Genomic DNA, 15,548 nt, shown 5'->3' on the forward strand with positions numbered 1-15,548 from the left:
AAAACTTGCATTTTTTTATGTAAAACAATTTCATTTTTCACATTTTTACTAATTACGACATTTTATTATGTTAATATTTCCCATCATCCTACATAAATCTACATTTCACGAAAATAATTATTTGTATCTATATGATTTCCACATCTAAATAACATAAAAACAGGAATTCTAAGCGATTCCTGTTTTTATACCATTTATCTATTTTTTTAAATATTTAAATTTAATTAATTTAAATATTTAAATACAGTTCAACCTTGCCCTGTAAATTACAAATTAATTCTTAATTTAACAAACTTTTATTCAAAACACCACTCACTCCAAGATGTTTTAAAGTTATCATTATTTAATTTACAATACTTATAGAATTTCTTTAAGAAATCAGCTCTATTTTCATCCCCTGTTTCATTATCTTCAGCATCTTTCTTTAAGATATCAGATCCACCTATAAGTGCTTGACGCTCCATTATATCTTCAAAACTTACTTCTTTTGCATTATGCATCATATCATACATAGCCATAAAAGTAGTAGTTCTTCCTACCCCACCTCTACAGTGAAAATGAACCCAAGTATCCTTTGTAGATATTTTTCTCATCTTTTTTACAAATAAGTCTACTTCATCATCCTTAGGTTTTAAGTGATCTGTTACAGTAAGTCTTAAATAATCTATTTTTTGAGATTCTGCTAATTGTTTTTCTGTCTGAACTTTTTTAGGTTTTATAATTTCAGAAATGGTATTAACAGATTTCCCTTCTTTAAGTTTATCAAAAACAATATATTTATCTTTTTTAATCTTTTTTAATTTATCCTTTTCATTCCTTATGATATCTTTTCTTTCTTTATTTATATTAGCCTGATCTCTTTTTCCATACCAACTTATAGCCATTCCCTTAAGAAAGCCATGAGCTTCTTGCCTTAAATCTACATCTATAATATTTTTGATTTTTTTATTAACTTCAAATTTATCTTTTATCATTTTAAGACTGTTTTTGCTAAGAGCCCCACTACCTGATTCATTCAAGTCTCTTAATCCTTTTAAGTTAACATTACTAGATGATTCTCTATTAATTACATCACCTGACATTCTAAAATTTTTAGGCAATGTATTTTCATTATCTTTGTCTATTACTAATTTTACGTCTTTATTATTTTGTGAAACTTTAGTTTTAGCAAATTCTAAAAGAATGTTATCTATCACCTTTGGTTGTAAAGAATATGAACCTACTACTAATCCTGCAATAACCATTATACTAACTAAATGCTTTAACTTTTTCTTCATTATAAACCTCTCCTATTACTTTTACTTACTTTCTTCATATTCCTTTTGAAGAATCTTAATCTGATTTAAATGATTTAAAATATGTAAATAAAAATCAGCTTTAGCTTGTACGCTATATATTAATTCTTCTAAATCATTATTATCATTAATTGATTTCTCAACTACATTTCCCAAATTCTTCTCTATAGATTCTATGTTTTCCTTATTCTCCATTTGAGATTCTTTTACCTTTCCCATGCTTGTAGCTACGTCTTTACCTGCTTGGAGCATTCTGCCTAACTGATTCTCAGATGCTCTAATGCCACTTATTGTAGCATTAACTACTTCTGACCCTTCATTGGACTTTACCCTTAGTAGTTCTATAATTTTCGTCATATTTTTATTAGAATCAAAGATACTCTTTACGCTATTTTTAGTATTCTCAGATAACTTTTTTATTTCATTTGCCACAACTGAAAATCCTTTTCCTGCATCTCCAGCCCTTGCTGCTTCTATAGATGCATTTAAAGCTAAAAGATTAGTTTGAGTAGATATGTCTGTAATAAGGTTTGCTATCTTATTAATATTCATATATTCTTTTTGCAAATCTTCAAAGCTACTAACTATGTCTTGAAATGCATTATGAACTGACCCCATATGATTTGCTAAGCTATCTATTGCCTTTCCTGCACTACTTATTTCACTGGATGATAATTTTAGTTTTCCAAACACCTCTCCTACCAATTCTTCTATATTATCATTATTATTTGATACTGTATGAAGATATTTTTCTATTTCTTGAATTTGACTTGTTGTATATTCATTTCCCTCATGAAGCTTTTTTAAGCCATAAGTCATTCCGCCTTCTTCCTTAAAGAGACCATTAATATTTTTATCTATTTCTGATGATAAAACAAAAACTTCCTCAATATAGTCAAATTTATTTTTTGAAAGATTTTCTACTTCATATATCTTTTCTTCATTTTTAAATATATCTTGTTCCTTTCTTTTTCTATTAAACAAATTAATACCCCCTTAAGTTTATTCCATAGCTAAAAGAACCATGGTTTGATTGAAATGATGCTTATAAAATTGCTCTCCATAGCAAATAAATCCTGTAGTATTTTTACAGAACCTTAATAACTCATGATCAAAATTTTTCCATAGTCCTTCATTTTGAAATTTTATACTTCTTAAAATGCAATTTAAAGCTAGAGTAAACTTAGGTTTAAACTTAATTTCGCTAATAGTATTTTGGAGCATACTTATTGGATCCATTGGTTCAAGTAATTCAACAAAAGTATTAGGTAACATCTGACAGTAGAAAGTAATTGACTTATTCTCATTAACTTTCATAGGTGAAGCTATATAAATATTATCTTTTCCTATCTTCCCTAGAGGATTATTCATAAAATGGCTTGAAAGTTCACTTTCTGTAATTCCTAAGGCTTTAGCATATTCTGTGCTTGCATTATTATTATTAAATGTTTTAACCACTCTATTTATTGGATCAGCATCAGTTACCAATAACTTTATCCCTGTTGGCTTATATATATTTTCCTTTACTATTTGTGTTTTCTTCTTACTATTAAAGAATAAGGCAACACTATGTACTTTTTTCTTTCCAATGTAAATTAGAGTTTCTTTAAATTCAGTATAATCTCCAGCACTTCCCCCTATGATTTTGAAGTTTTCCTTTGCAAAGAAAAATGTTGTTACTATACTTTCTTCCACACCTGACAATCCATCGCAAAGTAATAAAGCAAGGGCATTTTCATTATCTTTCACCTTATTATAAGCACCATTAAGCTTTTCCAAACTCTTTATTGGAGGATATAAGACTTCTACTACCTCTACCTCCTGTAAATCATATTGAAAACCTGTAAATACATGGCTTTCAAAACCATCATAAGTGTATTCTCCTGATGTTGAGCATAATACTACATTATCATTAACTTTTTTATTAAGCTCTAAAACCTTTTCTGGTTCACAAAACACCACATAGCCATATGAGTTATTTTCATTTAAATAACTTATTGTTTCTTCTGCACTTAAAAATTTAAATACTTCCATATCCTTTCTACCTTTCACTTTTCCGATTTTACATTATTTTATTTAATATCTATATTATACCAAATTGTTACTAAATTTTCTAATAAATCTTATAAAATCACAATTTTTATGAAAAATAGAGAAAATTAAATACTTAGTAGATTTCTCTTGTATATGTTTATAAATTATGTTATTCTATTTAAGCAGTTGGTACAATAGTGCTAATTGGGGAGCTTGGGTTGTCTTTCGCCGGATACCAAGCTCCCTTTGTTTATACTTTAATATTTACTTATATAAATCCGCTGACATTTTTATTAAAAGCTCCTCATCTAATATTTCATAATATTTTTCCTTCTTCCTTATTGCTCCCTTTTTTATAAAAGCTTCTAGCGTCCTTAATAGATGTCTATAACTAGTTCCAAGTAATTCAGCTATTTCAGTTAGATTCCCATTAAATCTAAGACTTCCATCTACTTCTTCTTTCATAACCAGTATATAACTAGCAAGCCTATTTTCTAAAGGATATACTAAATTAATAGAACTATTTTGAGAAGTTTCTTTTAACTTTTTACTAATAGAATTACAGGCATATCTTAAATACTTTAAATCATTTATTAATATTTCACGAACCTTATCTACAGGCAGAGCTATGCAGTATGCATCTTCTATTGCCTGGATATTTGCATCAGCAAGTTCAGAATTAATAAGTTCCAAATCCCCAAGTATCATAAGTGGATGATTAAAGGATAATAGTATATTTTTTCCGTTCTTATGAGTTTTAAATACTTTTAGCCTTCCTTCAACTGCAAAGAAAAGATAATTTATTTTTTCATTTTGTCTACAAAGATACTCGTTCTTTTTAAAACATAAAAGCTCCATGAAACTTTCCATATCATTTGTAAATACATCATTTATATTATATTTTTCTATATACATAGATTTAAGTTTTTTACTTCTAATTTTATTCATAATCATCCTCATAATTTTTTATTCTAAGTTTAATATGACATATGTCATATTAATTATCAATGATTTTATGATAGATTATTTATAGAAATGGAGGGAAACAAATTTTGTACAATATTTATTCTATAATCATAGGCGCATTAATCGGTCTTATGACAAGTCTTAATGGTATTTTATCAACATATACAGGAAATTATATATCAAGTGTTTTAATTCATTTTGTAGGTCTTATAGGAGTAGTTGCTATATTAATCTTTACAAAAACTAAGCTAACCTTTGATAAAACTCTTCCCTTAACCCTATATAGTGCTGGAGTTATTGGTGTTTTTACAGTTTTATTTAATAACTATACCTTTGTTCCAATAGGAGCTAGTTTAACCATGGCTCTTGGATTATTAGGACAGACATTATCTTCTATAATAATAGACAACTTTGGCTTACTTGGAGTTAAGGTAAATAAATTTAATAAGAAAAAAATAATTGGACTAGTAATTATATCTATTGGAATAATTATTATGACTATTTATTAATGGAGGGTTTATGCTTTATATATTAATTGCAATTTTAGCTGGAGTTGCTATAGTTGTTTCTAGAATTATAAATTCAAATTTAGCCGTGAAGATTGGACTTTTTCAAAGTACATTTTACAATTTTTTAACTGGACTATTATTTTCAACTATTATTTTAGTAATAAGTAGAGAATCGTTAAATATTTCTCTTAATTCTATACCCTTTTTAGCTTATTTAGGAGGACTTATTGGAGTGATTTCTATTTCTATTTCAAACCATGTGGCTCAAAAAATTTCTGCCTTTTATATGGCTCTTCTTATATTTATTGGACAATTATTTATAGGAATATTTATTGATTACTTCTCTTTAAATCAATTATCCTTAGGAAAAGTAATTGGTGGAATTATAGTTGTAATTGGACTTGGATATAACTTACTTGTTGATAAGAAAGAAGCTGAGTCTAAAGCAAATTAAAAGCTGATAAAATGCAGCCACTATGTCTAAAGCCGCATTTTACCAGCATATTCTTATATTCTTCAGAATATTTATGGTAGTATTCTGAAGAATATCATTAATATTAACCCTGTACCTTCTCTATTAATTTCTACTTTCTAAACATTAATAAGATAGATACAACCTTCTATAAGCTACTTTTCTATTAAAATTAATAAACTTTCTATACACATTTTTCCCTTCATATTCATATAAAGATATTATTTCAGGAATAATTTCAAAAACTTTATTCTCCATAAGTTTTGAATAAGTCTTGTATGAACCAGAATAATTTTCCTTATAAAGCTTTTTAAAATCTTTGAAATATTCATCATAAATAGAACCTATTTTTCCTATTTTACCTTCAACTTGAATATTATCCACACACAAAGCTACATTTCTATTTTTATTAATATCTTTAACTTTTCTAAATTCCTTGTCTGTTTGAAAATAAAACTTTCTACTATAAATGATTATACTCATACTTCTTGAAGAGACTCGCTCTCCATCTGCTGTAGATAAAACCATTACTTTGTTGTTTCTAAGTCTATCAAAAAATTCTCTACTTTCTTCTTCAAAGTTAAGGATCTCCTCCTCTTCTTTGTAAACAGGCTGCCTAATTATAGTTTTCAAAGAATTCTCCTCAGTCTTCCTTGCATCATTTAAATAAATTTCATGATGTTTTCCTCTCATGGAATAACCTTTTTCCTTTATAATCCTATGAAGCGCTGAGATTTTTTCCTTTTCCTTATTATATGGTCCAATATGAAGAAGCTGGAAGCACCTATTTTCATTCATTTCTCTATACAAAACTTCTTTTATCACTTCATTTTTGCTTTTTACATAAGCTTCTTCTTTAGCTACCTCTATATCATCTTCTTCAACATAGTTAGGTATTTCAATCATAGCTCTCCATTTCCATTCTTCCTTATTTTCCTCGCTATTAACTCCCCACCAAAGTCCACTTAATGGCATAACCATAAAATCTAAGTTTCTATTCTTATAAATAAATTTCAAAGAATATGCAACCTTATATAAAGCTCCAATTGCCATTTTATACTTCTCATTAGTATTAGGGTCACCTTCTCCATCTATTGTTATATAAAAAGCCTTCTTACAAAACACTTCTTTTATTTCTCCATCCTTTCCTGTGTAAAGTTCTTTGTTTTCCTTTTTTAAATCTAACTTCTCTCCCATAAATTTACCTCCTATACTTCTCCTATTATCAGTATAATAAAAAAAACAAGACACCATTGTGTCCTATTTATATAAATTGTTCATTTCTTTTATTCTATTTTTTATAATATTTCTAACCTTTTCTGGTTCTATGACCTCTACCTTATTTCCCAAACCTAAGATCAAGCTATAAACCCATTCATCTTCTGGTAACCTAACTTCAATAATTTTGCCATCTATTTTATACTCTTCAAAGTAATCATCAACTTTTCTAATAAACTCTTCATTAGCTTTTAGCTTTAATTTAATAATATCCTTTGCTCTGTCATCAAAAATATCATCTAGTGAATATTCTCTATCTACAATGTACTTTTCTCCTAAACTTATATTATCCATCCTTCTAACTTTAAATATTCTCATATCATTTTTAGAAAGACAAAATCCATAGAGATACCAGTTCATACTTTTTAAAATCAATTTTATAGGCTCTACTGCTCTATTAGAGAATTCTCCATTTATATTGCTATATTCGAAAGATAAAGTTCTCTTTTCAGAAAAAGCTCTATCTATTAATTCTAATTTTTTCTTTGTTTTATCTCCACTTCCCCATGAAGAAAAATCTATTAAAATTCTATTTGAAGTTTCTTTAGTATCTATTGCTTTAAACTTCTCTATTAAATTTTCTAAATGCTTAGAATTATATGATTTCCCAATTCCATTTAAAAGCTCAGAAATAATATAAACATCATCCGGGCTCATAACACTTCCACTAACTCTATAGCTTTCTAATATTTCATATCCACCATCTTTACCTTGATAAGATACTATTGGAATTCCAGCCCTATCTATTGCCATAATATCTCTTTGTATTGTTTTAACTGAAACTTCAAATCTATCTGAAAGTTCTTTTGCCGTAGTTCTACCTCTGTTATTTAAAATTGTAATAATACTAATTAACCTATCTATCTTCATTTCCATTCTCCTCCTATTAATAATACCACGTTAACCTTATATTAAAAATCATTTAATTTTCTAAATTGCCTATATGCTGAACTATTTTCCATGTATTAAACATTAACAAAAGCAATATCCTAACTATATAATAATTAAATTGAGGTGAGGTTTTATGTGGTTTAATAAAGATCCCAAGGATGTGATAATCGAATTATCAAGTCATCCCGTTGAAGGTTTATCCTCAGCAGAAGCCCGAAGAAGATTAGATAGAGATGGCGAAAATAAATTGGCTGGAAAAAAGAAAAAAACATTATTTGCTTTATTCCTAGCACAAATTAACGACGCCATGATTTATATACTTATAGCTGCTGCTATTATTTCGGGATTTATGGGTGAAATAAGTGATTCAATCATAATTTTGATAGTTATTTTAATTAACGCTATTATAGGTGTTGTTCAAGAATCAAAGGCAGAAAAAGCTCTTGAAGCTTTAAAACAATTAAGTACCCCAAAGGCTTTGGTTAAAAGAGATGGAATTTTAACAGAAATCCCCTCTGAAGAAGTTGTGGTTGGAGATATTGTAATAATAGATGCTGGTAGATATATACCAGCTGACCTTAGGCTAATTGAAAGTGCTAATCTTAAAATTGAGGAATCTGCCTTTACAGGTGAATCTCTTCCTTCTGATAAGGATGCTAATATATTGATTGTAGCTGAAAAGCCTCAAATTGGTGATATGAAGAATATGGCTTTTATGTCCACCTTAGCTACTTACGGAAGAGGTTCAGGCATTGTTACTGATACAGGTATGAATACTGAAATAGGAAAAATTGCAAAGATGCTGGATGAAGAAGAGGACGATACAACACCTCTTCAAAAGAAATTAGCTGGCCTTGGTAAAACTTTGGGTTTTGCTGCTGTAGGTATTTGTATTTTAATTTTTGCTATTTCAATGTTTCAAGGTAGAGATTGGTTTGAGATGTTATTAACTGCACTAAGTCTAGCTGTTGCCGCTATTCCTGAAGGGTTACCTGCTATAGTTGCTATTGTTTTAGCTTTAGGTGTTCAAAGGATGATTAAGGAAAATGCCATAGTAAAAAAACTACCTGCTGTTGAAACCTTAGGTTCTGTATCTATTATATGTTCGGACAAAACAGGTACTTTAACCATAAATAGAATGACTGTAAAAAAGACCTTTTTTAATGATACCTTAGATATTTTAGACAATTTAGATATTACTAATAATGAAGGTAAACTCCTAGTAGAAGGTATGGTACTTTGTAATGATGCTACCTCTACTGAAGAATCGAAAACAGGGGATCCTACTGAAATCGCATTACTTGATGTGGGTATAAAATTTAATATATTTAAAGATCCATTAAATGAAGAACATAAAAGGATTAATGAAATTCCCTTTGACTCTGATAGAAAACTCATGACCACACTAAATTCCTATGCTAACAAATATAAAGTTTTTACTAAAGGCGCTATTGATTCTTTATTTAAAATCTGTACTAATATATCAATTAACGGTACAATTTCTCCATTAACTGAAGAGCTTAAAGAAAAACTCTTAAGTAAATCTAATGAAATGAGCGATGAAGCTCTTAGAGTTCTTGGATTAGCATATAAAGATATAGATACCCCTAACATTCCTTTAGATGATTTTGAAACTAACTTAACATTTGTTGGGCTTATGGGAATGATAGATCCTCCAAGAGAAGAGGTTAAGTCTTCTATAGAGCTTTGTAAAGGTGCTGGAATCACACCAATTATGATTACTGGAGATCATAAAAATACCGCCTTTGCCATAGCTAACGAGCTAAATATGGCTGAAGATATTTCTGAATGTATGTCAGGTAGTGAAATAGATAAATACGAGCAAAATGAATTTAATAAAATAGTAAATAATTATAAGGTTTTTGCTAGGGTTTCCCCTGAGCATAAGGTTAAAATTGTTAAAGCCTTTAAATCCCATGGTAATATTGTTTCCATGACTGGAGATGGGGTTAATGATGCACCATCTTTAAAAGCTGCAGATATTGGAGTTGCTATGGGCATTACAGGTACTGACGTTGCAAAAGGTGCTGCTGACATAATATTAACCGATGATAATTTTTCTACTATAGTTAATGCAGTCGAGGAAGGAAGAAATATTTATAATAATATTAAAAAGGCCATAATATTTCTACTTTCCTGTAACCTTGGGGAAATAGTTGCTTTATTCATAGCTATATTAGTAAACTGGAATTCTCCCCTTTTACCTATTCATATATTGTGGGTTAATTTAATTACTGATAGTTTTCCTGCTCTTTCCTTAGGCGTTGATCCTATGGATGAAAGTGTAATGGAAGAACCTCCAAGAAACCCTAAAGAAACTCTATTTTCTGGCCACATGGGATTGTATTTAGCTGTAAATGGAGTACTTATTGGTGCACTTACCCTAATCGCTTTTAAATTTGGTGAAAATATTTATCCCGGGTCATTAAGACATGCACAAACTTTAGCTTTTGTGGTTTTAAGTGCATCGCAACTATTCTTCTCTCTTAATATGCGAAGCACAAAAAAATCTGTATTTAAACTAGGAATCTTCGGCAATAAATATTTAATTGGTTCCTTTATATTGGGATTAGGAATTCAATTTATAATTATAACAATTCCTTTCTTTGCAGATATATTTAAGGTTTATCCGCTAACTATAACTGATTGGATAATAGCTATATTAATTTCTACCGTTCCTCTTATAGTTAATGAATTATTAAAAATAGCAATAAAGAATAAAAAATAATAATATCAACTATAAAACACTTGAGAATAAACTCTCAAGTGTTTTTTTCAATGTCTTTGTTTTTTAACGAAACATGCTTTACAATATATAGAGATAGAAACAACTAGATGTCAATTTTATCAATCTAAATTTATTATGTAAGGAGTATTTTTATGGTTAATTCAACATCAATATTTTTTATGATTCTTAGTTTTATTCTTAGTGTTATATTACCAATCACATTAATAATATTTGTAAAGAAAAAGTATAAGGTTTCATTAAAACCTTTCTTAGTAGGTGTTTTAGCCTTTTTCATTTCAGCTGAAATATTAGAAAACTTGCTACATTTATATTTCTTAAATGTTAACCCTACTACTACTGCCTTTTTTGCTAACTCAGCTATAGCATATGCTATTTACGGAGGACTAGCTGCAGGTATCTTTGAAGAAAGTGCAAGATATATATCCTTTAAATATTTTCTTAAACAAAATAGAAACTTTTTAGATGGTATATCCTATGGACTAGGCCATGGTTCTATAGAATCTATCTTAATTGGAGGTATAGCAGCCCTTGGTACCATATCAAATTCTTTAGCAATTAATTCTGGGAAATTCACTTCTATTTCTGAGAAAGCAGGAATTCCTACAGTTAAAATTAATCTGGTAATAGATCAATATGTAAACACCCCAGTATTTCAATGGATCACTCCTGGAATAGAAAGAGTATTAGCATTAGCTATTCAAATTGGTTTATCAATTATAGTCCTATATGCAATAAAAGAAAGAAAAAAGCTTTACTTTTTTGCAGCAATTGCTATACATGCAATAGTTGATATTCCTGCAGCACTTTACCAAAAAGGTGCAATAAGCAATATATACATCTTATATTTAATAATTTTTATAGAAGCTTGTTTAATTTTAACTTGTGCATTTAAATTTCTAAGACCAAAATTTTCGAAAAAAGACAACAATGATCTAGACAAAATTTCTTAAATATAAAAATAAGACATACTCTAAGAGTATGTCTTATTTTATACTAAAGAAGTTCTAGCATAAGTTCATTACTTCTCTTAATAAATTCATCTAATTCTTTAGCATTTAATGCCTTATTTCCTATTAAAGCTAAGTCAACTACTTGCTTCAAGATGTTTTCTACTCTTTCCTTATTAGCATCATCTTCACTTAAGTTAATAACCTTTTGTACAATAGGATTTTTCTCATTAATTACAAGAGTTCTTTCTTCTGGGAAGTTCATACCCATAGACATCCCTCCGAATTGAGCTTGCATTTCAGCCATTCTTCTAGAATACTCAGACACTAACACCATTACTGGAGTATTCTCATTTTTAAGGCTTTCAACTTTGTAATCCTTCATTTTTTCACCAATCACATCTTTGAACACCTTAACTATTTTGTCCTTTTCCTCCTGAGATGTTTCTACTTCTTCCTTATCCTTTAATACATCTGATAAATCAGAATCTACTCTGTTAAACTTAACAACAGTATCTTTATACTCTAAGAAAGATATAAAATTATTATCTATAGGAGTAGCTAAAATTATAGCATCTAACCCATATTCCTTAAAAAGTTTAATGTATTGCGCTTGTTTTTCTAAGTCGCTAACATAGAACACCTTATTTTCATGCTTTTCCTTAGCTGCTTCAAGATAATCTTTTAAAGTTACATGCTTATCATTTATAGTTTTAAATATAATAGAGTCCTTTATCTTTTCATAGAAACTCTCTTCTCTTATACAACCATACTTAATGAATACTTGTATATCATCCCAGAATTCATTATACTTTTCTCTTTCATTTGTAAAAATAGAATTAAGCTTATCTGCTACTTTCTTTATTATATGTTTTGATATCCTTCCTACTTCCCTGTCATTTTGAAGGAAACTTCTTGAAACATTTAAAGGAAGATCTGGACAATCTATTGCTCCCTTTAATAATAGCAAGAATTCAGGAATAACTTCCTTTATGTTATCTGCCACAAATACTTGATTATTAAATAACTTTACCTCACCTTGTACTAATTCAAATTCATTTTTTAGTTTAGGGAAATAAAGAATACCTTTCAAATTAAAAGGATAATCAACATTTAAATGAATCCAAAATAATGGATCTTCAAAGTCATGGAACACTTTCTTATAAAAGGCTTTATATTCTTCATCAGTACATTCACTTGGTTTCTTAAGCCATAAAGGAGATACATCATTTATAGCTACTGGAGACTTTTCTTCTTCTCCTTCTTTCTTTTCTGCACATTCATTTTCTAAGAAAATCTCAACTGGCATAAATGCACAGTATTTAGAAATAATTTCACGAACCTTATACTCCTCTAAGAAATCCTTACTATCCTCATTTATAAATAAAGTAATGGTAGTACCTCTTGATTCTCTATCTGAATCATCCATCTCATATTCTGTACCACCTTCACAAATCCATCTAACTGGCTTTGCATCTTTTTTATAAGATAAAGTATCTATTTGTACTTTATCAGCTGCCATAAATGCAGAATAGAAACCAAGACCAAAATGACCTATAATATCATTTTCTTCACCGATTTTTTCCTTATACTTTTCTAAGAAATCCTCTGCACCAGAGAAAGCAATTTGAGTTATATATTTTTCTACTTCTTCCTCTGTCATTCCAATACCGTTATCAGTAAATTTAAGTGTTTTATTATCCTTGTTCACAGAAATTAATATTTTGAAGTTTTCACCTTCAATACCATTTGTTTCACCCATTGTAACAAGTCTCTTATACTTACTAACAGCATCGCATCCATTACTGATAAGTTCTCTTATAAATATATCCTTATCAGAATAAAGCCATTTTTTTATAATCGGAAAAATATTTTCAGTATGAATTGAAATGTTTCCTTTTTTATTACTCATAATTAATCCCTCCCTAAATAATTATTTTAATTATTTTCCCTTAAAATGTCAAACTAGCTTTATCATCAAATCCATATTACAAGATTTATATTTGTATACTATAACAATTTTATTTAAATTGAAAATACTCATAATTAAATTTTCATTACATGCTAACATCTCTAATTCGTCAATATAAGCACCTTCTTTATCATTATTATATGCATAGAAAAAATCTACCGAATATTCTTTTGGTATACCTGCTTGTATGAAACTTCTAAAAGGTGTTACCCCTATTCCACCAGCAATCCATATTTGATTTTTTACTCCTTTTTTGTAATCAAACTTTCCATGTGGCCCTGTTACAACAAATTCATCACCTATACAATTTATAATATTTAATCATATTCTTAAAGGATCCATGGAGAAAACATCATAATTTGCACTTCCATAATAGTGATAAACACCCATGGCATAGGCAACTAGCATAAATTTATGAATGTTTTTTCATCTTTCATAAGCTAATAAGATTAAAAATTAATTGCCACTTATACTAATATTATATAATTTAATACAACTTCTTACTCTTTGTATAGAAGAATAAAGCCCTGCTACACATGTTAAATACAAAATGCAATAAACAAAACTTAATCCATTATCTACAAACATACATCTAGAAATACATGCGAGGCCTGGAATAATAAAAAATATTGCTGCTACTTTCCTCCCAATCTTATCAAAAACAAAAACATTCTTTGATTCTTGGTTGTAGTATTTAATGAATTTTGATGTTGCTGTAAACTCTATAAATTTGAAACATACAAAAATCAAAAACCATACTGGAAGTATTCCAACCACTATTAGTGCTGAATAAGAAATAATTATATATAATAAATCTGCAGATACATCTAGTTTTGCTCCTAGAACAGAGCTTGTCCCCATTCTTCTTGCAATTTTTCCATCTGCTAAATCTGAAATACAAATAACTAAGAATACAAAAATTAAACTTATAATATTGTCTTTTTTATATTGAAACTGTTCCAAAATAAAATATAAAAATATGAAAGTCAGAACCATTCTTGTTATTGTAATACTATTAGGTATATATTTACCCATAATCTTCATACTTTCACTCCTAAATCTCTATATAATTTAAATTTGATCTAAAATAATTTCATACTCAAATTATATAACTTCAAAATTAATCCAACCTTAATGTCAGCTTAAAATTTGCTGAGAAAATGCAAGACTATTATTATGCACTTCATTATTAAATATAACTAATTACAATAAAAATACTCTTATTATAGGGTATTTTCAATTACCACTACAATAAGAGTATTAAATACAATATATTTAAAGTTTTACTATAAACTTTTCCCTAATTATTTTGCTGTTAAATATCCAGCAGCCTTTAAATATTCAGCTGATAAAACTCCACCACCTGCTGCACCTCTTAAAGTGTTATGAGAAAGTCCAACAAATTTATAATCATAAACCTTATCTTCTCTTAATCTTCCCATAGTGATTCCCATTCCATTTTCATAATTTCTATCAAGCTTTGGTTGTGGTCTATCACTTTCTTCAAAATAGTGCAATAATTGTTTTGGAGCACTTGGAAGGTTATAAGCAAGTTCTGGTGCTTTAAAGTTATTCCAAGCTTCGATTATTTCTTCCTTTGAAGGTTTATTTTTAAACTTAACAAAAACTGCAGCTAAGTGACCATCAGAAACTGGTACTCTTATACATTGAGTTGTTATTACAGGATTTTCTGCACTAATTATTTTACCATCTTCAACCTTACCCCATACTTTTAATGGTTCATTTTCGCTCTTTTCTTCTTCCCCACCAATGTATGGAATTACATTGTCAATAATTTCAGGGAATTCATTAAATGTCTTACCTGATCCTGATATTGCTTGATAAGTACAAGCTAATATCTCAACTGGTTCAAACTTCTTTAAGGCACTTATAGGAGGAACATAACTTTGAATAGAACAGTTTGGTTTTACTGCTATAAATCCTCTCTTAGTTCCTAAACGTTTCTTTTGTGCTTCAATAACCTTTGCGTGATCCCCATTTATCTCAGGTATAATTACTGGCACATCTTCCACCATTCTGTTAGCAGAATTGTTAGATACAACTGGTGTCTCATGTTTTGCATAATCTTCTTCTAAAAGCTTTGTTTTTTCTTTATCTAAGGAGATTGCACAGAATACAAAGTCAACCAATTTTGAAATTTCTTCTACTTCATATGCATCTTTAATTACTAATTTTTTAATATTTTCTGGAATAGGGGTTGCCATCTTCCATCTACCTTCAACTGCTTCTTCATAAGTTTGCCCAGCTGATCTCTTACTAGCAGCAACTACTACTATTTCAAACCAAGGATGATTCTCTAAAAGACATGCAAATCTTTGCCCAACCATGCCTGTAGCTCCTATAATCCCAACTTTTAATTTATTGCTCATTACTACCACCTCAAAATTAATTTG

At 28.8% G+C, this 15,548-nt stretch carries 14 protein-coding genes; 4 read left to right on the forward strand and 10 right to left on the reverse strand.

All coding sequences use genetic code 11. The features are described 5' to 3' along the window. Positions 1 to 296: 296 nt before the first annotated feature. The 4 genes from H9661_RS12120 to H9661_RS12135 all read right to left on the reverse strand — a co-directional run bounded on the left by H9661_RS12120 (position 297) and on the right by H9661_RS12135 (position 4,277). Positions 297 to 1,277 carry a phosphatase domain-containing protein gene (locus H9661_RS12120; protein ID WP_207729677.1) on the reverse strand — a complete coding sequence of 327 codons (981 nt, stop codon included), beginning with the start codon at positions 1,275 to 1,277 and terminating at the stop codon, positions 297 to 299. Positions 1,278 to 1,298: 21 nt separating this feature from the next. After that, positions 1,299 to 2,279, reverse strand: coding sequence for a methyl-accepting chemotaxis protein (locus H9661_RS12125; RefSeq protein WP_143317247.1), 981 nt, complete (start codon positions 2,277 to 2,279; stop codon positions 1,299 to 1,301). An 18-nt stretch (positions 2,280 to 2,297) separates the two neighbouring features. Next, positions 2,298 to 3,329 carry an FIST signal transduction protein gene (locus tag H9661_RS12130; protein WP_143317245.1) on the reverse strand — a complete coding sequence of 344 codons (1,032 nt, stop codon included), beginning with the start codon at positions 3,327 to 3,329 and terminating at the stop codon, positions 2,298 to 2,300. Positions 3,330 to 3,593: 264 nt separating this feature from the next. Further along, positions 3,594 to 4,277 carry a cyclic nucleotide-binding domain-containing protein gene (locus H9661_RS12135; RefSeq protein ID WP_207706243.1) on the reverse strand — a complete coding sequence of 228 codons (684 nt, stop codon included), beginning with the start codon at positions 4,275 to 4,277 and terminating at the stop codon, positions 3,594 to 3,596. Positions 4,278 to 4,378: 101 nt separating this feature from the next. On the opposite strand from H9661_RS12135, the gene H9661_RS12140 reads away from it, so the two are divergent. Further along, positions 4,379 to 4,804: a DMT family transporter gene (locus H9661_RS12140; RefSeq protein WP_423738987.1), complete on the forward strand. Its 426-nt coding sequence runs from the start codon at positions 4,379 to 4,381 to the stop codon at positions 4,802 to 4,804. Positions 4,805 to 4,814: 10 nt separating this feature from the next. Further along, complete coding sequence (locus H9661_RS12145) at positions 4,815 to 5,258, forward strand: DMT family transporter (RefSeq protein WP_143317239.1); 444 nt, start codon at positions 4,815 to 4,817, stop codon at positions 5,256 to 5,258. Positions 5,259 to 5,402: 144 nt separating this feature from the next. On the opposite strand, the gene H9661_RS12150 is transcribed toward H9661_RS12145, so the two are convergent. Further along, complete coding sequence (locus H9661_RS12150; protein ID WP_191769073.1) at positions 5,403 to 6,473, reverse strand: GyrI-like domain-containing protein; 1,071 nt, start codon at positions 6,471 to 6,473, stop codon at positions 5,403 to 5,405. Between the two features lie 63 nt (positions 6,474 to 6,536). Next, positions 6,537 to 7,424, reverse strand: coding sequence for a helix-turn-helix transcriptional regulator (locus H9661_RS12155; protein WP_185966827.1), 888 nt, complete (start codon positions 7,422 to 7,424; stop codon positions 6,537 to 6,539). A 154-nt stretch (positions 7,425 to 7,578) separates the two neighbouring features. On the opposite strand from H9661_RS12155, the gene H9661_RS12160 reads away from it, so the two are divergent. Both H9661_RS12160 and H9661_RS12165 read left to right on the forward strand, forming a co-directional pair. Beyond that, positions 7,579 to 10,194, forward strand: coding sequence for a calcium-translocating P-type ATPase, PMCA-type (locus H9661_RS12160; RefSeq protein ID WP_191769075.1), 2,616 nt, complete (start codon positions 7,579 to 7,581; stop codon positions 10,192 to 10,194). 152 nt (positions 10,195 to 10,346) lie between these two features. Next, a complete protein-coding gene (locus H9661_RS12165) occupies positions 10,347 to 11,165 on the forward strand; it encodes a YhfC family intramembrane metalloprotease (protein ID WP_191769076.1) in 819 nt (272 codons plus the stop codon). A gap of 43 nt (positions 11,166 to 11,208) precedes the next feature. On the opposite strand, the gene htpG is transcribed toward H9661_RS12165, so the two are convergent. The 4 genes from htpG to asd form a co-directional block, all read right to left on the reverse strand. Then, a complete protein-coding gene (gene htpG, locus H9661_RS12170) occupies positions 11,209 to 13,074 on the reverse strand; it encodes a molecular chaperone HtpG (RefSeq protein WP_143317231.1) in 1,866 nt (621 codons plus the stop codon). 48 nt (positions 13,075 to 13,122) lie between these two features. Next, complete coding sequence (locus H9661_RS19670) at positions 13,123 to 13,449, reverse strand: ferredoxin reductase domain-containing protein (protein ID WP_341480426.1); 327 nt, start codon at positions 13,447 to 13,449, stop codon at positions 13,123 to 13,125. A gap of 141 nt (positions 13,450 to 13,590) precedes the next feature. After that, positions 13,591 to 14,178 carry a CDP-alcohol phosphatidyltransferase family protein gene (locus H9661_RS12180; protein WP_143317230.1) on the reverse strand — a complete coding sequence of 196 codons (588 nt, stop codon included), beginning with the start codon at positions 14,176 to 14,178 and terminating at the stop codon, positions 13,591 to 13,593. Between the two features lie 260 nt (positions 14,179 to 14,438). Further along, positions 14,439 to 15,524: an aspartate-semialdehyde dehydrogenase gene (gene asd / locus H9661_RS12185; protein WP_143317229.1), complete on the reverse strand. Its 1,086-nt coding sequence runs from the start codon at positions 15,522 to 15,524 to the stop codon at positions 14,439 to 14,441. Between the last annotated feature and the right edge of the window lie 24 nt (positions 15,525 to 15,548).

The sequence above is a fragment of the Clostridium cibarium genome (assembly GCF_014836335.1).
GTDB classification, from domain to species: Bacteria; Bacillota; Clostridia; order Clostridiales; family Clostridiaceae; genus Clostridium; species Clostridium cibarium.